General features: G+C 58.7%; 14 protein-coding genes. 4 read left to right on the top strand and 10 right to left on the bottom strand.

All coding sequences use genetic code 11. From position 1 onward, the window contains the following. The first annotated feature begins 69 nt into the window (after positions 1–69). Positions 70–5,016: an OTU domain-containing protein gene (locus tag IB266_RS30725; protein ID WP_225613556.1), complete on the top strand. Its 4,947-nt coding sequence runs from the start codon at positions 70–72 to the stop codon at positions 5,014–5,016. Positions 5,017–5,323: 307 nt separating this feature from the next. On the opposite strand, the gene IB266_RS16045 is transcribed toward IB266_RS30725, so the two are convergent. From IB266_RS16045 to IB266_RS16030, 4 genes are all read right to left on the bottom strand, one after another. Then, the gene (locus IB266_RS16045) at positions 5,324–5,710 is read right to left on the bottom strand and encodes a GFA family protein (protein WP_192261759.1); all 387 of its coding nucleotides are present in this window, start codon (positions 5,708–5,710) and stop codon (positions 5,324–5,326) included. Between the two features lie 378 nt (positions 5,711–6,088). Next, entirely contained in the window at positions 6,089–6,760 is a 672-nt protein-coding gene (locus IB266_RS16040) for a GNAT family N-acetyltransferase (RefSeq protein ID WP_192261758.1), read from the bottom strand. 10 nt (positions 6,761–6,770) lie between these two features. Then, entirely contained in the window at positions 6,771–7,217 is a 447-nt protein-coding gene (locus IB266_RS16035; protein WP_192261757.1) for a GNAT family N-acetyltransferase, read from the bottom strand. A 2-nt stretch (positions 7,218–7,219) separates the two neighbouring features. Next, entirely contained in the window at positions 7,220–7,861 is a 642-nt protein-coding gene (locus tag IB266_RS16030; protein WP_192261756.1) for an FMN-binding negative transcriptional regulator, read from the bottom strand. 100 nt (positions 7,862–7,961) lie between these two features. Between IB266_RS16030 and IB266_RS16025 the strand changes: the two genes are divergently transcribed. Then, positions 7,962–9,506, top strand: coding sequence for a PLP-dependent aminotransferase family protein (locus tag IB266_RS16025; protein WP_192261755.1), 1,545 nt, complete (start codon positions 7,962–7,964; stop codon positions 9,504–9,506). 219 nt (positions 9,507–9,725) lie between these two features. On the opposite strand, the gene IB266_RS16020 is transcribed toward IB266_RS16025, so the two are convergent. The 6 genes from IB266_RS16020 to IB266_RS15995 form a co-directional block, all read right to left on the bottom strand. Continuing rightward, on the bottom strand, positions 9,726–14,339 hold the full coding sequence (locus IB266_RS16020) for a dermonecrotic toxin domain-containing protein (RefSeq protein ID WP_192261754.1): 4,614 nt from the start codon (positions 14,337–14,339) through the stop codon (positions 9,726–9,728). A gap of 243 nt (positions 14,340–14,582) precedes the next feature. Continuing rightward, positions 14,583–15,683: a polyamine ABC transporter substrate-binding protein gene (locus tag IB266_RS16015; protein ID WP_192261753.1), complete on the bottom strand. Its 1,101-nt coding sequence runs from the start codon at positions 15,681–15,683 to the stop codon at positions 14,583–14,585. 11 nt (positions 15,684–15,694) lie between these two features. Beyond that, complete coding sequence (locus IB266_RS16010; protein ID WP_192261752.1) at positions 15,695–16,726, bottom strand: histone deacetylase family protein; 1,032 nt, start codon at positions 16,724–16,726, stop codon at positions 15,695–15,697. Between the two features lie 188 nt (positions 16,727–16,914). After that, positions 16,915–17,502, bottom strand: coding sequence for a hypothetical protein (locus IB266_RS16005; protein ID WP_192261751.1), 588 nt, complete (start codon positions 17,500–17,502; stop codon positions 16,915–16,917). Positions 17,503–17,567: 65 nt separating this feature from the next. Continuing rightward, positions 17,568–18,596 (bottom strand): hypothetical protein, encoded by a 1,029-nt coding sequence (locus tag IB266_RS16000; protein ID WP_192261750.1) that lies wholly within the window; start codon positions 18,594–18,596, stop codon positions 17,568–17,570. A 73-nt stretch (positions 18,597–18,669) separates the two neighbouring features. Next, a complete protein-coding gene (locus IB266_RS15995; RefSeq protein ID WP_192261749.1) occupies positions 18,670–19,233 on the bottom strand; it encodes a hypothetical protein in 564 nt (187 codons plus the stop codon). A gap of 281 nt (positions 19,234–19,514) precedes the next feature. Here IB266_RS15995 and IB266_RS15990 point away from each other — a divergent pair, with 281 nt between their 5' ends. Together IB266_RS15990 and IB266_RS15985 are read left to right on the top strand one after the other, a co-directional pair. Further along, complete coding sequence (locus tag IB266_RS15990; RefSeq protein ID WP_192261748.1) at positions 19,515–20,897, top strand: hypothetical protein; 1,383 nt, start codon at positions 19,515–19,517, stop codon at positions 20,895–20,897. A 20-nt stretch (positions 20,898–20,917) separates the two neighbouring features. After that, the gene (locus IB266_RS15985; protein WP_225613555.1) at positions 20,918–22,234 is read left to right on the top strand and encodes a YiiX/YebB-like N1pC/P60 family cysteine hydrolase; all 1,317 of its coding nucleotides are present in this window, start codon (positions 20,918–20,920) and stop codon (positions 22,232–22,234) included. Positions 22,235–22,812: the final 578 nt, after the last annotated feature.

Genomic DNA, 22,812 nt, shown 5'->3' with positions numbered 1-22,812 from the left:
TATGTATGCCGTTTCGGGTCGAACGGCGCGATAGGGTCCGGATTCTTCAATCAGAACCGGACCATTCAGATGGCTACTTTCTCCAAAGGCGACCCGGCCAACGCCGTCGTCCCCCAGGGCGAGCCGCTCAGCGCCCAGGCAAGGGTGCAACTCAGGCAACTGGAGTTGCTGGACAACAACCAGATTCAACTCACCCGGTTGTTTGCAGGCCTTCCCACGTTCGACGGGGTGCTTGGGAACCTGCTGGTCAGCCTGCTCAAGGCGAAGATTCCCGCCGACAGATTCCGCCCATCGCTGCTCGCGGATATCGATCCGGATAACTGCTACGTGAACCGCTTTACCACGGACCAGGCCGGTGGCCGCGCCCTGACGTCCTCGGAGCGTTTCACCGATGTCCTGCACAACGGTTTGCTCAGCGACACCGCGCCTGACTTCACGAACGGTGGCGTCGGCTTCTTCACCCGTCCGGACTCGCTGGAGGAGGCCGACAGCGTATTCGCCCGGCAACCGGACGCGCAGATGCGACGGGCCTTGGAGTCGGTGTTCCATTTTCCCCGGCCCACCGCGAACGAGCGGGTAATACGTCAGTTCCGTGACGAGCTGGCGCGCTTTCGCCTGGGCAAGAACCGGGGCGACGCCAGCGAGGCGACCGCACCGTCCACGGCTGAAGCGGTCCTCGCCCAATTGCTTTCCCAACGATTCCTGCACCTGTTCAACTTGTATAAAGCCGATCGGGATCCTGCCGCTCCACTCAGCCAAGCCGCGCGAATCCAGCAGGCCGATGACGATCGCCTGCTGGACATCATCACCACCCATCCTTCCCAGGCTGACAGGAACCGGCTGCTACGGGCGCCCATTCCCCATGTCTATGCCGTCCTGCTCGACCAGGGCACGGTTTCGCCGCAGAAATGGCCTGCGGCAATGGTGATCAAGTTCACTGATCGGCCCTCGTTGTTCCTGTATTCCCTGGAGCGCGGGCTGCAGCGATTTCATGCTTTCCAGGACCTGGTCGACAACGTCCGTCCGCTCCACGAGGGCCAGGAACGCTCGATCCGGGATATGTCCTCTGAACTGACCGGGCATGTGTTCGAGGTGGCGGCAGTGGACTTGCTGCAGATGCAAAGTGCCGCCCTGGAGGCGGTGTTGACTGCGCCGGACAACGCAACGGTGCCGGTGGATGTCTTTGCCCAACGGGCGGAAGCTGCTCTTGGCTTGCCCATGTTGTCACTGGCCGGGCCGCTGGCAGCCCGCCAGGAAACCTTGGTGGAAAATCGTCGCCCGGGTTTCTATACAGCCGCGACGCTGGCCGAACAGGCCCGCTATCGCCATCTCGAAGATCGGGTATTCCAGGCCGTCTACGCGTTGGGCAGCGGTGTCCCGACGCTGGTGCAGTTCACTCGCCAGAAGATCCGGCAGTACCTTCAGCAAAGCATCCACCCGCGCATAGAACCGGATCCGGACCGGACCATGGTCGAGCTGTTCTTCGGCGACCGGGCCAACCCGAGGCAGTCCCGGACCAGCAGCCTGACGCAATTGATGCTCGATAATCTGCGTGCACCGAAGTACCCGAACGCGATGAGAGAAGTGCTGGCCGTTGACCTGGTCGATCGGCATGGCCAGCGTGTCCGGCACCCGACAAGCGGTTTCCTGATCACGGTGACCGGGAGCGAACTGGCCCGGATGGTGTCGAGCATCGATGCCGGTGGCCGCTATGAAATCCTGCTTCGCGAACAAATGAACGCGCCGCAATACAAGGCGGCCTGGCAGGCGGCGTACCTGGCCAACCTGGCGTTCAAAGGCTACGTGGCCGGGCTCCGGGGCGACGACGTGTTCAAGACGACCGTGATCAATCCCGACGCCAGCTCACCCAAGGTGCAGAAGCTGGTCGCGGGCTGGCTGGAGGCGGTGCTGCAATCGCCCACCGCCGCCAAGCGCCCATCGGTCGGCGGGCGCAGCGTGCGCGTTTATGGCCTTCTCTTGGGCGGCACCGTCGGCTTGCAGCATGGCACGATGGGCAACGCGATCAGCATCGATGGCGTGCTGATTCTTTCAGACCAGCCGGGGCCGCAGATTACGGGAACCGTGGGCGTCTATTTCCCGGACAGCCCTCATGGCGATGACTTCCATGAATTTTCGGACCTGAGCGACGGCGTCACGGGGTTGCTGCAACAAGAAGAATGGCGCACGTATTTCCGTTCGCGCATGTCCATCCTCGACCCGGAGGAGATCAAGCGTGCGTTGGGGCAATATCGCGGTCGCCCCTTGGTTCGAGGGTTCCTGATCAGTGGCCATTTCCTCGAGGACTTTCACCGGGCCCACGTCAATTTCCACAGTGCCCATGCCGATCATCGCTCCAACAGCAACCGGGATATCAGCCACCAAACTGCCTTGAGACTGGCGATGATGGTGGTGGAGCTGGTCATGGACCTGGCTGGCCTGCTGCTTATCCCCGGTTTCCAGATGCTGACGCGTGCCGTCAAAACGGGCTTGCTGGTGCTCAAGACCGGTGCCGTGCCCATGCACCTGGATACGCTGGTGTTCGTGCACACGGTGGCGAACACCCGGCGGTCGCCAGGCCTCGGTGGCGTGCCATTCAAGGTGCGAGGCCAGGGGACTTTCCTGCCGGTAGCGGCTCGGCAGAACCCGACTGAAGCGCCGTTCGGATTGCCCCTGGAGGACGCGCTGTATCGTCGTTATGCCGTGACGGATACCGCGTTGCTCCATGGGGTGCCAGCGGATGCCCAGGGCTTCTATCGCCCCACCATCACCGAGGGCGCCACGGGCGGCGTCACGCGCCAGGTGTATGTACGGCAACCCGATGGGACGGTGTTCCGGGTGCATGACCATACGTCGCTCAAGGCCACCGAGGCCACCATCGTCAACCCGGCCACGGGGTTGAGCATCCGCTCCAGTGGGGTGATGAGGAGCACGGTGGCCCGTGGTCCCGATGGCGAGTGGCGCGCCGTAGGCTCTGGCCTGGGCGGAGGCAAACGGTCGTCGCAAGGCTCTCCCCAGCCGGGCCCTTCAGACCCCAAGCGACCGGCACCCTCGCTTCGCGCTGTTTCCGACCTGATCCGTACGCCAGGGGTATGGGACGTCCAGATCATGGAACTGGTACCTTCGTTTATCACCCGCATTGCGAGTTGGCCGCGAAATCGCAGCTTGCTGATCATCGACCGACGCCATGGGCAGCGGGATTGGACCGTACGTTTCACTCCAGGGCAGTACGAAAGCAGCTACCCATCGGGCGCGCATCCGCTTAGATCAAGCACGGACGTGGTGCTGTTACGCACGGAGGAAAACCATTACACATTGAGGCTGGCTGACAATACGGACGTCACGTTCGCGGCCGACGGCGATTGCTTCTTCAATGCGCTTGCGCGGGGCTTGAACGACGGGCAGACGCAGCCGACGTTTTCGATGCAGGGATTGCGCAATGAAGCCGCCGCCTACATCGATCAGCACCCGGAGCTCAACAATTACCTGGTGACGCAGCCCACCGGGTTGCAGCAGGCGCTCGCCGACAATGCCCGTCCCCTGGAGAACCTGTTGGGCGAGGGGGCGGTATTCGACCTGAGTCAGATTGTCTACGGGATGCGCAACCCACATAACCTGTTTCAACCGCTGCTGAGGCTCTTGCACCTGCATGCAGACGACATGGCGCGCAGGGTGTTGAACCGGGCATCGGACGCCGCCTTGCCGCCGGAAATACTGCGCCACATCGGCAGCTTCCTGTCTCCCCGGACGCCGGGGCGACCGGTGCTGAGCAGCATTCCCTACTACACCCAGAACGATCAGTCCCTGCGGAGCTTTTTCGAGGACACGCTGCTGGCGCCTGTCGAGCCTACGGAAGTGGCCGAACTGCTCAACAATGAATTCCTCATGTTCTCCCAGGACGTGATCCATATCATGCTCGAATACGGGGTCAGGGCCCGGGACCTGACCGATCACCACCCCAAGAACAGCCTGGCGTACGTCCGCTACGACCAGGCCGTGCATGGTCATCTCACCGAAGAGCAGCTCGAAAACACGCTCAACGGTGCCTTTCTGGTGGACAGCGAGGACTTGAAGAAGGTCGGGACAAGGTTTAAGGAGGAAACCGGCCGCAGCCTGTTCGACGATGAAGATCTGTTGGCGCAATTCATCCAATACGACAGGGCCGAGGACCTGGTGGACCTGCTGACCGTCGCCCTCCAACGATTCCCTATCTTGTCGAGGCGGGCGAACATCCTGCTCAAGTCCCCCTTGATCGCTTCCAACCTGGGCGGGTTGTTCCCCTTGAACCTGCTTGCGCAATGGATACGCACCCCCGGCTTATCCGATGCGCGGCTTGAACTCATTGCCCAATATCTCACGGGCCGTTATGACGAATTGGAGTTGTACGGCAGCGTTGATATCCGTTGGATGCAGCCGTTCGATGATTGGAATCTGCAAAACCTGTTCACGCATCTGAAGGCTTTGCTGGAGTTCTCCGGCTTTATCCTGGAGGCCCGGTACGTCAGGGACAGCGACTTGTCTGCTGTCGCCAGGTTGTTCAGTGCGCCGGGCCAGCCGTTTTCCAATAGCCGGATCGCTGTCCTGTTCGACAGACCGGACCTGTGGTCGTCCATTCTCGCCATGCGCGGGATCACGCGCGCAAGCGCCCGGAGCATTTGGCTGGATCTCACCGGGCCGCACTTCAGAAACGACAACATCCGGTTCGTGCTGGGCCGACCCGGTTCGCTCGACACCGAGTTAACGTTCACGAGCACCTTGATCGACAGCCTGACCCAGGACGAGGCTCGGGCCCATCGGCTGATTTTGGATGCCTACAGCATGAGCGACAGGCAAGCCCAGTACTTCCTCTACAATTTCGATTTTTCAGGGGGAGGCGTGGGGCACAGCCGGCTGAATTTCGCCAGTTATGTGAATGCCCATGGGGCCATACCGCAATGGGCCTGGCCGTATGCCCGAAGAGGGGTAACGCCCGAGGTGCTCGAGCCATTCCTGGCCACGAGGAAACCGCCTGAGTCCTGACAGGCCGTCTTGAACGGTCGCCACCGCGAATGGATGCACGGTGGCGATCATTCATCAGGCTGGACTCAATCATTTGCCCTGAAGGCTGGTGGTCTTGCTTGCCGGCCATTGCCGCAGCTCGCCCCAGAGACTGGCGTAGAGGGCCTGCACTGGGGCCGGTCGTCGTCACCGGGGTGGCGACGCGGGATAGGCGTCATGATTTCGAGAAAGCCTCCGGCGGATCTTTCCGAGCATTTGTAGATCACCGGGTGAATGGCTTGGGAGATGCGTGCTCCTTATGCCTGGCCGCCACAGACCCGTCGGCCGTTCAAGGCTGGGGATCAATTTTCCACCAGCGAGGGCGGGATGAGGTGAACGAATGGGAAGTCGGTCGCAGCGCCTTGTCGCCCTTCGCGTCAAATACCCCCAGCAACAAGCCGATGGTCGGGGCATTGTCGATAGCCCCAAGACTACTGCCGCAGGTTGGGCAAAACGCTCGGTTTGACTGCTCCGATGACGGGTACAGTGCCGGCATGCCCCCTTCTCCAACCCACTCCACGGCGTCTTTGTCGTATTCGACCCAGCACAGTGTCAGACCGCCGGAGTGGCGCTGGCACATTCCGCAAGAACAGGTGTGGGGAAAGCGCGGCTCCCCTTTGGCAACGAAACGGATGCGACCGCATAGACAGCCGCCTTGATAAGTCTTGATCTTCATCCATGAAACCCTTGTTTGCGAGCGTGATCGACCATGGCACTGAGCTCCACCCACTGGTCGACAAAGGGGGTGAGCATCTGCAGGAAGCCATCGATCACCTGGCCGGAGAAAGCCGACCAACGGCGCCTCCCGGATAAAGTGGGCAATGCCGTCCTTATACCACTCGCCACAGGGTTGTGGCGTGGCGCAGATAAAAACCGTGGCGAGGGAGCTTGCTCCCGCTGGGCTGCGCAGCAGCCCCAAAAAGGCCGGACGCAATCAACCTGACGCACCGAGGCGGCAGACTCTAGGGCTGCTGCGCACCCCAGCGGGAGCAAGCTCCCTCGCCACAGGTTTTTGGATTACAGCCAACCACGGGGCAAGTGGCCGGCATCGGACCTAGGACCGGCACTCCACCAAACCGCGCCCCTGCCCGTTTTCGCGCTGGTTCTCCTCGCTCAACCAGCGCTCGAACCCGGCACCAATGGCCGGCCATTCCGAATCCAGCATCGAGTACCACGCGGTGTCGCGGTTCTGGCCCTTGACCACCATATGCTGGCGGAACACACCCTCGAACGTGAACCCCAGCCGCTCGGCGGCGTATTTGGAGCGAGCGTTGCCGTTGTTGCACTTCCACTCCAGCCGGCGATAACCCAGGGCGAAAGACTCCTTGGCCAGCAGGTAGACCGCCTCGGTGCTTTTCGGCGAGCGCTGCATCGGTGCGCCGAAGGTCACGTGGCCGATCTCGATGCGGCCTTGGGCCGGGACGATGGACATGAGGCTGAGAATGCCCTGCACCTCGCCGCTGGCGCGGTCGATCACGCTGAAGAAATACGGGTCGGTGTTGGCGGCGTGGTTGTTCAGCCAGGCATCGAACGCGCCGCGATCCTTGAACGGGCCATAGGGCAAGTAATCCCAGAGCTTCGGGTCGGCCCCGGGGCCTTCGAGGGCTTGCCAGAGGCCGTCGGCATGCCGCGCCGGATCGAGTTTTTCCAGGCGGATGAAACGCCCTTCGAGCAACTGCGCAGACGGCGCCGGGACACCTTTCCAATCAGCGAGTGAAGACGACATGGGGTGCTCCTTAAAGGGCTTTGCGAAATTGAATGAAGCCTGGGCGCTCGGCGATGCGCTCGTACAGCTGGATCGCCGTGGCGTTGGTTTCGTGGGTCAACCAGTGCACCTTGCAGCAGCCATCGGCCTTGGCAGTGGCGTAGACGAATTCGATGAGCTGGCGACCCACACCGGTGCCACGGCTCTGTTCTGTCACCAGCAGGTCTTGCAGGTAGCAGGAGTTTTCGATGCTCCAGTTCGAGCGATGGTAGATGAAATGTACCAGGCCGACTGCCGTGTCGCCGTTCCAGGCGAGGGCGCCGTGGGTGGGCTCGCGGTCGTCGAGCAAGCGCTGCCAGGTGCTTTGGCTGACCGCGTCCGGCAGCTCGGTGTTGTAGAAACGCAAGTAGGCCTGCCACAGCGGCAGCCACGCGGCGTGATCGTTGGCGCTGACGCGGCGGATTTCAATCTGGCTCATATTCACTCCTTGGACGATGGATCAGGCATCAGCCGCGCGAGCGTCTGGTCCTGCGGGTCGGGGCTGGCGGCAAGGCCGTTGCGTACCCCGGCGACATCCGCGGGGCTGCGGTTCTGGCTGAGCTTGCGCTTGCCTTCCAGGCGCTGGATGGGCAGGGCGAAGCCGACGATGGCCTTGAGCATGCTGTCGATGTACTCCGGCGGTGCATCGTCGATTCTCCACGGCTGCTCGCGAGCGGTTTCGTGGCGGTCGGTGAGGGCGCCGACCAGGTTGCGCAGGCGCTGCGCGTCGCTGAACACCTCCGCGCTGCCGTAGGCGTGTACGGCCACGTAGTTCCAGGTCGGCACGACTTTGCCGTGTTCGGCCTTGCTCGGGTAGAAACCCGGGCTGACGTAGGCCTCGGCACCGGCGAATATCACCAGGGCCTCGGCGCCGGCTTCCAAGTCTTGCCATTGTGGATTGGCCCGGGCCATGTGCCCGTAAAGGGTGCCGTTCGGCCCCTGTTGCGTGTCCAGCAACAGCGGCAGATGGCTGGCCTGCAAACCGTGTTCACCGTGGGTGACCAACACGGCCAGGCGGCAATCGCCCATCATCTGGTGCAATTGGGGCAAGTCTTCGACGGCAAAGGCTTTGGGGGTGTACATGATGATTTTCCTTGGCGAATGCGAGCATCCTAGGCAGGCTATTGGTCTGTTGTAAGAGCCACTTCCGGCCAATTCGATAGGTCCATTCGCGAGGGCTGTCATGCACAACGTCGTGCCGCCACTGTCGTTCAACCCTGCCGGCATCGAGCTGGACCGCCGCCAGGGGCTCAGCCGCCAGCTTTACCAGGCGTTGCGCACCCGGGTGCTGGACGGACGCCTGGCCAGCGGCACGCGCCTGCCGGCCAGCCGTGACCTGGCGGCGGCCTTGTCGATCTCGCGCAACAGCGTGGTGCGGGCCTACGACCAGCTCTACGCCGAGGGCTTCATCGAAGGGCGGGTAGGGGACGGCACCTATGTGGCGAAACTGTCCTCGCCGACCCTGCCGCTGAAAAACATATCCACAAAAGTATCCACAGGGTTTTCAACAGGCTTACCCACAGCCTTATCCACAGATTGGCTGGATTTGCCTGTGGTTCCATCCAGTAAAGTTATCCACAGCGATGCATTGAATCGTGTCGAAAACCACCATTTACCCCAGCCGCCCAGTGGCCCGCCGCGAGCGTTCAGGGTCGGTGTGCCGGCGTTCGATCTGTTCCCTTTCGACGTCTGGGCCAAGCTGAACGCGGCTTTCTGGCGCAAACCGGATCTGCAGCAGTTGTGTTATGGCGACCCTCAAGGGGATGCGCGCTTGCGCGGGCTGATCGCCGCTTACCTGCGCAGCTCCCGGGGGCTGCACTGCACGGCTGAACAAATTGTGATCACCAGTGGCGCACAGCAGGGCATCAGCCTTTGTGCACAGCTGCTGGTGGACCCGGGCGACGTCGTGGCGGTGGAAAATCCCGGGTATCGAGCGGCCGGGCATGCGTTCGCCGTCGCCGGTGCCGACGTCAGAGGCGTGCCGGTCGATGGCGATGGCCTGGATTGCACGGCGCTCGGTGGGTTGAGCCATTGCCGGCTGGCCTACGTCACCCCGTCCCATCAATACCCGACCGGGGTGGTCATGAGCCTGCCACGGCGCCTGGAACTGCTGGCCTGGGCCGAACGCAACAACGGCTGGATCGTCGAGGACGACTACGATGGCGAGTATCGCTACAGCGGCGCGCCCTTGGCGCCCTTGGCGGCATTGGATCGCCAGGGGAGGGTGCTCTACGTCGGTACGTTCGGCAAAGTGGCGTTCCCGGCCTTGCGCCTGGGCTACCTGGTGCTGCCGCCGGGCCTGGTGAACGCCTTCGCCCGGCGTCGCGCCGTGGACGTACGCCATTCCGAAGTCAGCACCCAGGCGGTAATGGCCGAGTTCATGGCCGCCGGGCATTTCCAACGGCACATCCGGCGCATGCGGCGGGCCGCGCTGGTCCGACGAGACGCGCTGCTGGCGGGTTGGCCCAAAGACATTCCAGGGGTTGGCAGCTTGCCGACCGTCGTGGCCGGGCTGCATGTCACGGTGCCGGTGGACAGCCTCGCCCGGGAACGCGAACTGATCGCCCAGGCGACGGCGGCGGGGGTCGAAGTCAATGGTTTGAGCAGCTACTGGTTGCCCAGCACCACCACGCCTATCCACGGCGGGTTGGTGCTGGGATTCGCCGCAGTCCCGCCCACGGCGATCGCGACCGCGTTGGCGAGCCTGGCCCAAGCCTGGAGGCTCTGACGCCCCGGGTGCATGACCGTAATACGGTTCACTTAAGGCAATCGACAAACCCGTGGCGAGGGAGCTTGCTCCCGTTGGGCCGCGAAGCGGTCCCAAAACCTGCCAAATGCGCAGCATCAGACACACCGCACCCGCCGGTTTACGACTGCTTCGCAGCCGAGCGGGAGCAAGCTCCCTCGCCACAGGTCCATCATTTTTCTTAAATGAACCGCATTGGGTTCATGAGCGGGCTTTTTGAAAGAACACTTCCTTGGCCTGGTCCACGGCAATTTCGCTGCGGTAATGGTCGACCAGTTGACGCTGGGTGAGGGACTGGGTGTCTTCGACATCGAGGGTTTCTTGACTGGCTTGCTCGATGGTTTTCAAGCGTGCAGAAAGAAATGCGTAGGCGGGGACCCAGTTTGTCGAGTAACGGAAATCCGCGAACCAAAGGGTTTTATTGCTCTTCACGTCCTTGATCTCGTAGCGGTCGAGATAGCCGTAGGGCGGGGTCTTGATGCGTTGTCGGGTCTTTTGCCGGGTGATGGAAATCTGGTTCCGGCTCTTGAGCCACAGGATGCTGCTCATGGTCGGCGGGCGTTGTTTGATGACATTCAAGACCGTGTCGAAGCCCAGGATGTAAAGGGCGCTTGATTCTCTTTCGAGTTGCGCACGCAAGGTTTCGGCCGCGCGTCGTTGCTCTGCCGGCAGTTCGAACGTTTCGTTGGAAGTTACGCCTTGCGCCTGCTCGAGTGCTTTTTTGATCGCCGTGCTGATTTTCTCCAGCCTGCCGGCGTGGGCGTTGAGGATCATGCCGAGACCGGCGGGCGTTTGGTCGGGTTTTTTTGCGGTTTCTTCGATCTGCGCCTTGAACGCCGCCAAGCCATTGATCAGGTCATTGCCCTTCGCGACGCTGATATTCAATGCCGGGACGGCAGCCGGTGCAGCATCGGGCTTTACGTGGGGGATCCATTCGCCGGTTTCCTTGCGGTGGAACGTGACGATGATTTCTCCCGAGAAAGGGTTTTTCACATCGACCCAGTCCGTTTCCTCCATCAACCTGGACAAGCGCGGCTCGCCACTGACCAGGCCCCAAAAACGCGCCCGGATGAATTTCTTCCTGGGCCTGGGCCGTTGCTCATAAGGCAACCCCGAACTGCGCCGATCCTTTCTCTCATCCAGGGCCGCCCCCAGGTGGCGCAGCGTCCATTGCTCCAGCGTGGCGATCCCCGAGCGCAGTCGAGCCATTTGTAACGGCCGCACGCTGCCCTTGTATTCGTTACCCAGGTATTGGAGGTGTTCATCGATGGCGGCGAACTGTTCGGCCAGGCTGCCGAATGCATCGATTCGCTCGTCCAGCCGGATCGCGCTTCGTTCATCGATTGCGTCGCGCAAGCTCTGGAACGCCACCGTGGCGTTATCCACGACCTGGTTGACCGCCTCCCAGCCCTCGGGCATCGACTCGACACTTTCAAGCGACAGGCAGAGATGGCGATACATATCCAGCTTGATCATACGAAGGTCGGCGCCCTTGTAGAGTGGCATCTTCTTGCGGTGCCGGCGGACAAACTCGAAGCCTTCGTACCCCACGGTCTTCAGCTCGGTGAAGCGCGTCTCCATGTAGTCCAGGCGTTCGATCATGTCGTCACCGACGCTGATCATGCTCTCGGCGGCGTCGATGTGCTGTTGCTCCAGCACCTTGACCCCGGAAGTGATCATGCCCTTGGCCTTGCTCATGGCCGGGATGAAGCGTTCCTGGAGCGCCTCCATCTCGGCGAAGGTGAAATCGACCTGCGCGTTCAGGTAGCCAACCCGGGTACGCGGGTAGTCGGGCCTTGACTGGAAGAGCGGCCACTCCATCAAGGTCCGCAACGCCTTCTCGTAGTTTTCCCGCTGTGTTTTCAGCAGGTCGATATATTCGTCGCGCTTTATCTCCTTGGCTGGCCCCGCAGCCTCGTCCATTTCCTTGGCTTGCATGGTCAGCAGTTTCTGGTTCTGCGGCTTCTTTTCTTCGAACCGGTTCAGCGAGGCAAGCAGATCGATCCGGCGCCGTTGCGCGTCGGCGATGACTTTTTGCCGGACGCCTTTGGAGCCGCTGCCGCGTAATCGCAGGCGCGTATCGATATGCCATGTGCCGTGCGCATCGCTCATCAGGGGCGGGCCCTCGCGGGTGGGATCTTTCCCATCGACGATAGAGACCGATTCGCCTTCGACTTTTACTTTGAACCAACTCCCCGCCATTTTTGCGTACCAGTCCCCGCTTCGTTCGTAGAGCCCTTTCAGCGCGCCTTCGGCCTGGAGTTGTCCGGGCTCGGCGGGCTCGTCGATGCTCAAGGCGTCCAGGAGCCGGGTGCTTTTCCTCGCCCGGCCCATCAAGGCGCCACTGGAACGGATGGCCTCGTAGTGTTCGGTCGGCTGCGCCGTACTCGACAACGGTTCGAGCTGTTCTATCACCAGTTCGTGCTTGGGTTTTGGCAGGCTCTCCAGTTCGCGCACCTCCTTCGGTGCCTGTGCCCGATGCGGACTCCTGGCGGCCCTGGCGCGGTCGATGGCGTGGGTGATGATCGCCAGTGCGATGTTCAATAACAGATCGGCGAACGCCTCCCACTTGGCCGGGCGATTGGCTTCGTCGTTGCGCTGCGTCAGCTTGTCGATGTCGTCCATGATCTGCCAGAGCCAGACTGCAGTGCCGACAGTGGTCCCGAGGTAAGGCAAGGCCAGGTTGAAAATCAACCAGCCTGCCCGCTTGAAGGTCTCCCAGCGATTTTCACGGTTGGACACCGCTTGCCGATCGGCCAACTCCACCAGGGCATCGGCATTGGCCTTGAACAACAGCGGCAGAAAGTCCGCCCCAAGGGTCTTGTCAGTCAACCTGACGGGGCCGCTATTGGCCAATGAAGTCAACGGGGCGGCCACGAACGCCACGATGCTCCAAGGGGAGGGCAGCACGTCGGGAAAGACGAACCGGCCGTAATCGTCGCGCACCCCATCGGGCAACCACGCCAGCACCGATTGACGCAAAGAAGGGGTTTGCCTGATCGCGTACAACAGGTTGCTGAACGCCGGGTATTGGCTCAACTGCGGCTCCATCATGGGGCGATACAGCAAGCAGGGCCCGGCGCTCAAGTCCTCGGAGCCGATGATGAACATGTTGGCCACGACATCCTCCGCGTCGCCCAGTTGCAGCTCGGGCACGAAGGCCAGTTTGCGCAGGACGATGGTTTTTCCGTCCACCTTGCGATTGGCTTCTTCGGGCGCCATCAGTGCGGCGACGTAGCGGTAGCCCCGGTCGTCCAGGTGACCCTGGCCACGGATCTTGCATTCCAGCGCGAGCATCGGGAGCTGGATGCGTAATTGGGAGGTGTAGAGCTTTTCGCGGCGGCTCGACTCTGCCGGATCGTCGAGCAGTTTGTGCTTGATCAGCTCGGGGTAGACACGACCGATGTCGACCTGGGTGATGAGGTTCTCGACGTACTCGACGGTCATCCAGTCGGGCAGCTCGGAGTCGTCCATGAACTTGACGATCTTGTCGCCAAGGGGAAGGGCGATAAGGTTTTGCAAGGCGAGCTCGACGAGGCTGAAGCGGGTGGTCTCGATCTTGCCGGGCACCACGAAGCTGCCCCAGACCACGGGGCTGCGCACCTCGATCTCGATTTCCTCCAGGTCGAGCTTCGAGGCGTCGGCATGCTCCGAGACCATCTGCTGCTTCAGCCGGTTTAACGCGTATTCCTTGAGGGGAGGAATTCCATCCAGGTAGGTTTTGCCGGCATGGACCTGGTTCAATATCGACAGGCTTTTCATGTGCTGGGCAAACAGGATCTGGTCGGACGGCGAGGCCCCCAGCAACCACTCGGGCATTTGCCGCTGGAACCAGGCCACGAGCGCGTCTTCGTCCGCTTCTTCGCCGTTGGCCGGGGCCGGTGTGCTTTCGTAGGTGGCCCATGTTTGCGGAAAGGTCCCGATGATCCCGACTTGCCCGGCGATCAACCCGCAGACCTTGTAATCGAAAATGTTGCCGTCGGGCTCGTACAGCCGCCATTGGATTTTCCGGTAGGTGATCGAGCCAAAATGAGACGGCAAGGATTTCCCCAGATCCTGCCGTGAAGCGAACTTCTCATAACCGTTGATAAGTGAGTACGTCAGGATGACTTCCTTTTTATCGACGGTGCCGATCAGCACCACGAGCGAATTGTCACCCAGGCGTTTGACCTCAGGCCCATCAATGTTATCGATGTCGATCAGATACGCGTGGGAGTCATAAGGGTCGTTGTCCTTACGGTCCTTGCGGTCGGGGTGATGGAACAATTGCCTGGCCATGGCGCATTCAGTCGCTGTCCAGCCCTTGACGTGCCCGACGTCCCAGGCCTTGCGCAGGGTGTTGGAGAGTTCATGCCAGAGTGGGCCGGACTCGCCCTGCGGCGCATTCCAATACGCCAGTTGCTGCTCCTGACAGGCGGTCAGCATGGCCGGCACAAGTTCGTTGAGCAGGCGTCCGATCTGGTCGATGCGCACCGGCAAATGCACCTCGGGGTGGGTGAGCGGCAACTGGGTGAGGAAGTGCAAGCCTTCGATCAGCAGCACCGGGTCGCTTTTTTCGTTCACCAGCCCGGCCAGCATCTCGCTGAGGGTTTCGTAGCGGGTCGGGCGCCGCACGATTTCGTCATCGACAATGTCCCAGACCGGCTCGCCGACCACAGTGTTGTGCGGATCGAGGTTGAGCGTGGGGTAGAGCTTCTTGAGGGCATCGCGCAACAGTACGGACGCGACCTCCGGATACGTCGGCCCTGCGAGTAACTGATTGAATACCGCTTCCTTGGGGTCGGCTTTGGGCCTGGTGATAGACGTAGATGTCATCTGAGTCTCCCTGTCTTGTGATCCATGGCGTTCCCGGCGCGAAACGCTCGGGGTTTTCCATGCTAGGGCGGCTCAAAACGGAGAAGGTGGTAACTATGTATGGGGCGTGGAGGTGGCGGGGATAACGCCTGTGGGAGCGAGCTTGCTCGCGAAAGCGGTGTATCAGGCGCCGGTGATGTTGAATGTGCCGGCGTCTTCGCGAGCGAGCTCGCTCCCACAGGTTTTCTGTTTAGCTTGATGAACTCACTGGCCGGACTTGATCCGCGTCCAGGCCCGTGTCCGCGCCCGTTCGGCATCCCGTGGCAAGGGTTGCAAGGTGTAGAGCGTGGTCATGGCCGCTTCGGTCGGGTACAGGTTGGGGTTGTTGCGGATCGCCGGGTCGACCATCTCGGTCGCGTCCTTGTTCGGGTTCGGATAGCCGACAAAATCACTGACCGGCGCGATCACCTGCGGTTGCAGCAAATAGTTGATGAAGGTGTAGGCGTCCCCTGGGTTGGCGGCGCCTTTGGGAATGGCGAGCATGTCGAACCAGATCGGCGCGCCTTCCTTGGGCAGGCGCATGTCCACCGTCACGCCGTTCTTGGCCTCCTTGGCGCGGTTGGCCGCCTGGGAAAAGCTGCCGGAGTAACCCACGGCCACGCAAATGTCGCCGTTGGCGATGTCGGCCATGTACTTGGACGAGTGGAAATAGGTGATGTGCGGGCGAATCTTCATCATCAGCGCTTCGGCCTTGGCGTAGTCCGCCGGCTTCTTGCTGTTGGGGTCCAGGCCCAGGTGCTGCAAGGCCAGGGGCAGGATCTCCGATGGCGAATCCAGCAGCGCCACGCCGCACTGCTTGAGCTTGCTGATGTTCTCTTCCTTGAAGATCAGGTCCCAACTGTCCACCGGCGCGTTGTCGCCCAGGGCGGCCTTGACCTTGTCCGGGTTGAAGCCGATCAGGATGGTGCCGTACATGTAGGGCACGGCGAACTTGTTGCCCGGGTCGTTGGCTTCGATCAGCTTCATCAGCTTGGGATCGAGGTGGTTCCAGTTCGGCAGCTTGCTGCGATCCAGGGGCTGGAATACCCCGGCCTCGATCTGCTTGGCCAGGAACACGTTGGACGGCACCACCACGTCATAGCCGGAATTACCCGTCAGCAGCTTGGCCTCCAGGGCCTCGTTGGTGTCGAAGATGTCGTAGACCAGCTTGACCTGGCTGTTCTGCGCCTTGAAATCCTCCAGGGCCTTGGGCGTGATGTAGTCGAACCAGTTGTAGACGCGCAAGGTGCGCTCCTCGGCCTGGACAGCGCCGCAAAGCAGCGCGGCGCACACGGCTGGAGCCATAAAACGCTTGAGTCTGTTCATGCTGTGATTCCTCATGGGGCGCTTTGGAAACCTTCAAGAACGTTCACGGCATTGATGCCGATTTCTGCCACCGCGTAGCCGCCTTCCATCACGAACAGCGTCGGCTTGCCGAGCGCCGCGATGCGTTTGCCCATCGCCAGGTAATCCGGGCTGTCGAGCTTGAATTGCGAGATGGGGTCGTCCTTGAACGTGTCGACACCCAGGGACACGACGATGACATCGGCGTCGTAACCCCGGATTTGCCCGCAGGCCTGCTCCAGCGCCGCGCTCCAGGTGTCCCAGCCGGAGCCGGCCGGCAAAGGGTAGTTGAAATTGAAGCCCTCGCCCTCGCCCTCGCCATGCTCGTCGGCATACCCCAGGAAAAACGGAAACTCCGCCTCCGGGTGACCGTGGATCGACGCGAACAACACGTCGCTGCGCTCATAGAAAATCGATTGGGTGCCGTTGCCGTGGTGGTAATCCACATCCAGGATCGCGACCTTCTGATGGCCCTGGTCGAGAAAGGCCTGGGCGGCGATGGCCGCGTTGTTGAGGTAGCAATAACCGCCCATCAAATCGCCGGCGGCGTGGTGCCCCGGCGGGCGGCACAACGCAAAGGCACTGCGCGCGCCGCGCTGGATGTCCGCCTGAGCGGTGAGGGCCACTTGCGCGGCGCTGTAGGCCGCTTGCCAAGTGCCAGCGGTAATCGGCGCACCGCCGTCGAAACTGTAATAACCCAACTGGCCATGCAGGCTCGTGGGGATGACCGAGCGCAGCGTTCGCGCCGGCCAGGTAAAGGGCAACAAATCACCGTCGCGGTTGTACTTGGCCCAGCGGTCCCAGGCACCTTTGAAAAACTCCAGGTACGCCGCACTGTGGATGCGCTGGATCGGCCCCAGGCCAAAATCCTGCGGCGCCTCCACCGGCCCCAGCCCCTGCGCCTTGACCCGCTCCAACACATGATCGGCCCGGGACGGCATCTCGAAGCAGGGCATCAATTGCCCATCCATCAACTCGCAGCGCCCGTGGTGCAGGTGGTGATCGTCTGAGTAGATCGTCAGCATTTTTTTGTTCTCCGCAAGGCTGATTCGGTTAAACACAGTCTTGCGGCGCGGGGCGTTTCAGAGAACGGCAGGAGAGGCCAAAAGGGGATCGAAATGGCCAAAAGGTTTGACCGTAAATCGCCCCTTGTTGGCGCGAGTGTGCGCGGGGTTGGGGCAGGGGGAGCGGTCAGAGCCGGGGGCCAATCAGCTTAGAGATTATGGGCATAGCCGCGTTTTTTCTTGGTTGATTTGGAGTAATAAGCCAGATCGATTTTAAAAAGAGCGCGGACGTGGGCGAGCTGTGCTTTGAGATGAGATCGAGTCATGCGATCAGTATTTTCTGAAAACATAAGGTGGTAAATGGCAGGCCAAGTGACAGCTGCGTCCGAAAAATAGATGTCCTCACGAGGGCCCACGACTGAGATGCACTTTGTAGTAGAGAAAAGTGCAGATAAAAATTTGTCATGGATCATGGAGCAAGCGGATAGGAACAGGCGACGTTTTTTCAGGTGAGGTTCTAGGATTTTTGCAAGATCCGTATAGCCGATCTCATTCTGATTGGTCGTGAACAATCCATCTTCGTTCCCATGAGCAGAGATGTGCAGGTACCGATATCCAGACTTCCCGAACTCTGTAACGGCTTCGATGAACTGGTGTCGTGTCCTGACATAACGGTAGATGGGGTTTTTTTCGTGTAGCCTTAAGACTGAAGAAATAACACCCCCTTCAAAGCGGCCATTGCCCTCATCGTCAGGATTAAGTGTTTCAATAATGAAAACGTCAGGGGTCGAGGCCATTTAGAGGTGCTCAAGTAGTTTTGTTTGTAATGAATAATGCTTTTGATCACGCAAGATTTCGTGATTCAGCTCTGTTGAAAATAGAAAACACTGTTGGTCTTGAATTTGTCGGCGTACCAAGCAACGCCGAGAATATGCTTCATTGCTTCCTTTTCTCCGGAAGGAACATCGTCCCGGTTTTTTAAGAATTCTTCAAATTTTACATTGTGGTTGGGAAATATTTCATTTAGCTCATTTAGTTTTTTTCGTCCATTTTCTACGGTTATGGACTTGCTTTTCTTTGAAAATCTATTGGGGTACAACAAATTGAAAGAGGACGAAAGGCGCCAGTGATTGGATACCCTGAGGTCATTGAAGTAATTGAAATGCCGGTTGTAGATGTTGGTGAGCAGGACAAAATCCACGAGATCGAAGCGTTCATGCCCAATTGGACTGTCTTCGGTAAAAAAACCACCCTCACCAAACAGGTAGCCACGCCACAGTTGCATGTCGATCTCTTTGTGACAGCACACAATTAATATGTTGGTGTCTTCGACTCTGCATTGCTTGACTTTTGCTTGGGTGGATTCCAGAAAATCCTTCATTACGTTATCTAGATTTTTCCCTTCTTTCACTGTGATGCCTTGTGGCGTTAAGCGCTCACGCGCGTCCTTAAGCGCCTGCTCGCGGAGTGCGTTATGGGGCATTCTGTTTGAAAAGGTAAGCGTCACTTCGTCAGGGGGGCGTACTTCATCCTTATAAGAAGCGCATTTTACTTCGAGATTATATTTTTCCCCTTTTACAGTTACGCTGAAGTCAACATCTTTAGGCGACGTGACTTTATCTTCGTAGACGAATGCCACATTGGGGTAGTCGATAAATTCATTCATGGCTGTTAGCTCGCAAGCAGCCTGTATATATTGACTCTCGTTAAAAACCCCGGCGCGAACTTGCAATTTTTCTCGGATGAGACGCTTGACTGCGTTCTCGCCTATCTTAGCCTGAAGCGAATTGAGGATTTTATTCAGCGCATGTAGGTACTCGTCGTAATGAATGCTGGTTTTTACAAGGTAGTGCTGGTTGTCAGTAATTTCACTCAGGTGATCGAGGAGCATGCGTCATATTTCCTTGTTCATTTGTTAGCTGAACGAATGCGCGGGTTAACGGGGGAAGCCCCCTGGGCATTGGCTATTCAGGTTTGATATCTGGAAGCGAAAGGGCTGCACGTATTGCGTTCAAGGACGCGTAGAAATCCTCAGTGTTGCCGAACGCCCCTCTGTAGATCTTGTGAACGAGAGCCTCATCTTGCTTGGCGATCTCAATGAACACGGCAAACGTCAAAGAGATGCCCCGTGGCAGCCGGAAGTAACCTTTGTCTATAAGTTGCTTGGCACGCAGTTCAAGCAATGGGAGGTTCGCCTTGAACATAGCATCCACCTTATCGATGCTGTCCAGTTTGAGTTCGCCGCTGAGGTAGCGGTCGTACCGAATGGTGTGGTCGCTTTCATACCATTCCGAAAGAATCTCGATGCCGAACTTTTTCGCCAGCTCGGCATCCATCGCCGAAACCAGCAGATTCGACCGGGCGTAGGTGGAGATGTAGGTGTAGAACTCCCGCTCCAGGGTCTCAAGGATCAAGGCGTTTTTCGATTTGCCAAGGGTATTGGCGACGGCGGCGATGGTCTTGTCCAGGCTGCTGCTCAGATTACGTAGCGTGAACGAGACAGTTTCGGGCTTTTCAACATCGTTCATAGGGAACAACTCAGGTAACGCTCCTTCGAAGCGGAGGAGGAGCAACCATTATTCAATTTTGAAATCATTGTGTCAAAATTGGTTCTTAATTTTTATTTTGGTTCTTTTCTTTGATGTTGAATCTTTTCTGGTTTGGGACATGCCTTATCCTAAGACACGCAGCGCTGTCCGAAAGGCCTGGAGGGAGATGCTCAAGCCAATACCATGGCTGATCTAATTTCAGTGGTGGCAGCTTGATATTTGTTCAAGGTAATCTCATTACTCACAATTGGAGAGACCGCATGGATGATGTCGATCAAATTGAGCGCGCAAGAATCAAAGCGTTTTACAAGATGCTTGTGGATCGGCTCGGCACAGATGTCTGGGCTGAGCGCAAAGCCACCTATGTGAAACGCATACGAGAGAGGGAGTCCAATTTCAACATCAAGTTGCCGATAGAGTCCCAGCTCTTCATACCAGCAGACGATGACATCGATTGGTACATCCTCGCGTCATACCTAGCCCATGATTTCCCTTTTAGTGACTCCCCCTATAGCAGCAGGCGTGTTTACACCTATGCTATGGCCATCGGCGCTGTTGCTGATCAGCTTCAAAACGTGCCCAACATAGGTGCTGTTCTCGACAAGATGCTGGCGAACAACAATCAGCCAGAAAAGCAGTTATTTGAGCTATTGACCGCCTCTTTCTACTTAAAGAATGGCTACGAGGTTTCCTTCATCCCCGAAAACAGCATTATTTGGCCTAATGGGAAAAAGAGATCCCCAGACCTGCTCGTCAAAATGGGCGAGGTGGAGTTTTACGTTGAATGCAAGCGGGCGGATAAGCAAACGAAGTATTCGCGGTCCGAGGAGGAGGCCTGGGCAAGCATCTGGGCTCAGTTGAGCCATCACATGCTCAAGACCGCGCCGTGGAGCATCATCGATCTAACGTTCCATAATCAGGTCGCCGATGCGTCAACGGACGAGGTTATCAAGGTGACGGACCGGGCTATCAAGGCGGGCGGGGAAACAGTGAGAGTTGGCTCGATTAGCGGGAAAATCCGCGCTATCGATAAGATGAGCCTCAAGCGCCACTACAAGACGTTCTCTGTCAGGGCCTGCAGCCCTCAGCAGGAGCTGCTGGTGTTCGGCGATATAGATAGTAATGAAAAGCGAAGCATCGCGACCATCGGTGCTCGGGTCATTCGACCTGGTACGCAAAATGACATTCTCAACATGTTTCTCAAAGACGTTGACCGTTGCGTAGGCTCCCAATGGAGGTGTGACAATGAGATGTCGCTATCTCTACGCTCTAAGCACTTTAAGGGCTTGGTCAATGATGGCGTGACCCAGATTCCTCCAGATCGGCCCGGTGTAGTGCACGTCTGGTATGAGACTCGAGATGGGGTGGAAATCGAGGAGCTACGCCGGGACAAGAACGTCGACAACATTTCCAGCTTCGACGCTTCTGGCACAACAGTGCTTGGGGTCTTCGTGCATGCCGTTAATTACTACCCTTTCGAGGACAACTACGAGTGGGCCGAAACGGTACAAGACTTTGCCCGTGTTCCAGACTTGATGGATCTCTTCCCTTTACAGACCTTGATGCTCGCTTCTGGCCCGGCAACTGCGGTGGAGGGCACCACTCATTGGGCACAAGACAAAGCGGCAAAAGTCTCGCAGTGACTAGGGAGCCGTCTCAATAAATGCGACGGGAGCTGGCCAACCTACATCTGAGCAATTTCGATATGAGTCGTGATCATGAAGGACCCGAACTGCGGCCAAGAGTATTCATCACCAGCCTTATTCAGCCCGGCGATGTTGTTCTGACGACCACCCCCGAGCGGCTGAGCCAAGCGATCCGAAAGATCACTGGCGCGGACATCTCGCACGCCATGATCTGTGTGGGTAAGTCGAGCGTGATCGACTCTACTGGCGACGGCGTTCATGCACGCAACCTTGCCCGGATCATTCTTGAACCGGGCTGCTCTGGTTATGTACTTCGACCGGTAAAGCCACTGACGACTGATCAATTGCTCGCCGTCATATCCTTCGCCAGGGCTGCGGTTGGAACTCGGTACACCAAGGCCGGCGCAGCAAAGAGTGTGTTGGCTGGTTTCGTGGCCGGTCGCAGGCAGTTCTGCTCACGCTTGGTAGCGCAAGCCTACCGTAGTGCTGGCATAGACCTAGTGTCGGAGGCTGACTTTTGCCACCCCGGAGAACTCCAGAAGAGTAAGGCGCTTGTGAAGGTGCCTGATGTGCTTAGGAACCTCAGCGCAGGAGAAGAGGCCTACTGGCGTGAAGATTTAGACAACGTCCAGGTTATGCGCGACGCGACCAACGTTTTGCTTCGGGAAGCGCGCAAACTGTTCTCTGAGATTGAGTCACTCAACGACATCGATGCCTATCTGATGGAGCATGGGGAGGGAGATGCGCACTTGGTGCAAGCCCTGCAAACCTCACGGTATCTGGGGTTGTGGCATGAGGAATTTGAGAGAAGCTCCTGGCAATACCACGTCGCTTTGATGGAGGGACACAATGCCTCGGAGGAGCACAAACGGAAATATTGCGAAGAGCTGCTCGCAGACCAGAAGTTAGGACAAAACCGTTTTGTTCTAAATCACGGGCGCTATGTAGGCTTAAACGCAGAGCATCCTCGCAAGTACTTCGCCTTACAGGTGGAGCTATATGACTGCTTGGCCAGTTTTCACGCCCGACGCATTAAGGCGGCTACCACATGGCTGGAACGTAGAGGGCTGCTTGAGCCCGTACCTCGCAAACTGCTCTGCCCACACTCATCTGAGTGGTTTGCTTCACTACGCGATTGGGATCCGAAACAGGCGGCTATGACAGAAGCGACCATTACAGCGGCGGGGAGCTCGGATGTGTGCAGCATTTGCGCAGATGATCCAGCTCGCGATTATGCCTTTGTGAGTCCTCCGGTGGCTGGGCCAGGAACAATTCGGCTCTGCGACGACTGTTTAGACATCCAATCTAACGACAATCCACTGGAGCCTTTCTAACCGAGCATGCCGACCACGGCTTCTACTTGAGCGCCGAGTATTTACGATTGGGAAGAAGTAACCGGGCAAGAGGCTGATAGCTGACAGGGCTTCCAGTTCGATTGTCAAAGTATGCACAGCGCTTACGCAGGAACATAGGTCTTGAGAAATCCATGCAGAAGTCCATTAACCTTGCTGCTGCATTCGCTAAATGCGTCAGCTGCGTCCTTGAGGTCCTCAATGTCGAGGACTCTCTTAGAGCTCAAACAAGCTTCACCATTCGGCCCGGTACAAGGTTTTTCTTTTCGAACATGCACCAACCGTGCAAACTCCTGAGCCACTGCGCTGAGCTAATTACGCCCGGCTGAGCTGGGTATTATTGTGCACCAGATCAATGAAACGCTTCGCGATTCGCTCCGCGGTAAGTTCATCGTCCACGATCTTGTGTAGTGCTCCCGGTTTAATTCTCTCGCAGCACGAAACCACGTCCCACTCGCAAATCGAGAAGCAAAACGCGACCTGACCTAGGGCCTTCGTAATTCGGCTTCACAGGTTGACGATTGCGGTGACCTTTCATATGCAGTGTTTATGCTGAATCG

This window comes from Pseudomonas sp. Pdm06 (genome assembly GCF_014851795.1).
Taxonomy (GTDB): domain Bacteria; phylum Pseudomonadota; class Gammaproteobacteria; order Pseudomonadales; family Pseudomonadaceae; genus Aquipseudomonas; species Aquipseudomonas fluorescens_AA.
This window is presented reverse-complemented; position numbering and strand designations above follow the sequence as displayed.

Bases quoted from the DNA above. Each gene is read 5' to 3' on its own strand.
- IB266_RS15985 (WP_225613555.1), top strand. From the start codon at position 20,918: ATGCGACGGGAGCTGGCCAACCTACATCTGAGCAATTTCGATATGAGT.
- IB266_RS16035 (WP_192261757.1), bottom strand. From the start codon at position 7,217: ATGAGCCAGATTGAAATCCGCCGCGTCAGCGCCAACGATCACGCCGCG.
- IB266_RS30725 (WP_225613556.1), top strand. From the start codon at position 70: ATGGCTACTTTCTCCAAAGGCGACCCGGCCAACGCCGTCGTCCCCCAG.
- IB266_RS16005 (WP_192261751.1), bottom strand. From the start codon at position 17,502: ATGGCCTCGACCCCTGACGTTTTCATTATTGAAACACTTAATCCTGAC.
- IB266_RS16000 (WP_192261750.1), bottom strand. From the start codon at position 18,596: ATGCTCCTCGATCACCTGAGTGAAATTACTGACAACCAGCACTACCTT.
- IB266_RS16040 (WP_192261758.1), bottom strand. From the start codon at position 6,760: ATGTCGTCTTCACTCGCTGATTGGAAAGGTGTCCCGGCGCCGTCTGCG.
- IB266_RS16010 (WP_192261752.1), bottom strand. From the start codon at position 16,726: ATGCTGACGATCTACTCAGACGATCACCACCTGCACCACGGGCGCTGC.
- IB266_RS15995 (WP_192261749.1), bottom strand. From the start codon at position 19,233: ATGAACGATGTTGAAAAGCCCGAAACTGTCTCGTTCACGCTACGTAAT.
- IB266_RS16015 (WP_192261753.1), bottom strand. From the start codon at position 15,683: ATGAACAGACTCAAGCGTTTTATGGCTCCAGCCGTGTGCGCCGCGCTG.
- IB266_RS15990 (WP_192261748.1), top strand. From the start codon at position 19,515: ATGGATGATGTCGATCAAATTGAGCGCGCAAGAATCAAAGCGTTTTAC.
- IB266_RS16025 (WP_192261755.1), top strand. From the start codon at position 7,962: ATGCACAACGTCGTGCCGCCACTGTCGTTCAACCCTGCCGGCATCGAG.
- IB266_RS16020 (WP_192261754.1), bottom strand. From the start codon at position 14,339: ATGACATCTACGTCTATCACCAGGCCCAAAGCCGACCCCAAGGAAGCG.
- IB266_RS16045 (WP_192261759.1), bottom strand. From the start codon at position 5,710: ATGAAGATCAAGACTTATCAAGGCGGCTGTCTATGCGGTCGCATCCGT.
- IB266_RS16030 (WP_192261756.1), bottom strand. From the start codon at position 7,861: ATGTACACCCCCAAAGCCTTTGCCGTCGAAGACTTGCCCCAATTGCAC.